Below are 777 nucleotides of genomic sequence, written 5' to 3'. Positions count from 1 at the left end.
CTTGTTCTGGAAAAGCTGGAGATGAAATGGTCTCCAGAGCAAATATCAGGATGGTTAAGGCGAACAAAACCACGTCAAAAAACGCTGCGAATATCACCTGAGACAATTTATAAAACGCTGTACTTTCGTAGCCGTGAAGCGCTACACCACCTGAATATACAGCATCTGCGACGGTCGCATAGCCTTCGCCATGGCAGGCGTCATACCCGCAAAGGCGAAAGAGGTACGATTAACATAGTGAACGGAACACCAATTCACGAACGTTCCCGAAATATCGATAACAGACGCTCTCTGGGGCATTGGGAGGGCGATTTAGTCTCAGGTACAAAAAACTCTCATATAGCCACACTTGTAGACCGAAAATCACGTTATACGATCATCCTTAGACTCAGGGGCAAAGATTCTGTCTCAGTAAATCAGGCTCTTACCGACAAATTCCTGAGTTTACCGTCAGAACTCAGAAAATCACTGACATGGGACAGAGGAATGGAACTGGCCAGACATCTAGAATTTACTGTCAGCACCGGCGTTAAAGTTTACTTCTGCGATCCTCAGAGTCCTTGGCAGCGGGGAACAAATGAGAACACAAATGGGCTAATTCGGCAGTACTTTCCTAAAAAGACATGTCTTGCCCAATATACTCAACATGAACTAGATCTGGTTGCTGCTCAGCTAAACAACAGACCGAGAAAGACACTGAAGTTCAAAACACCGAAAGAGATAATTGAAAGGGGTGTTGCATTGACAGATTGAATCTACAGTAGCCTTTTTTAATAT

General features: G+C 44.4%; 1 protein-coding gene. It reads left to right on the top strand.

The features are described from left to right. The coding region (locus tag K0778_RS26585) for an IS30-like element IS30 family transposase (RefSeq protein WP_016243460.1) at positions 1-753 on the top strand (753 nt) is incomplete at its 5' end. Positions 754-777: the final 24 nt, after the last annotated feature.

It is taken from the genome of Escherichia sp. XD33 (assembly GCF_019375075.1).
Lineage (GTDB): Bacteria > Pseudomonadota > Gammaproteobacteria > Enterobacterales > Enterobacteriaceae > Enterobacter > Enterobacter flexneri_A.
This window is presented reverse-complemented; position numbering and strand designations above follow the sequence as displayed.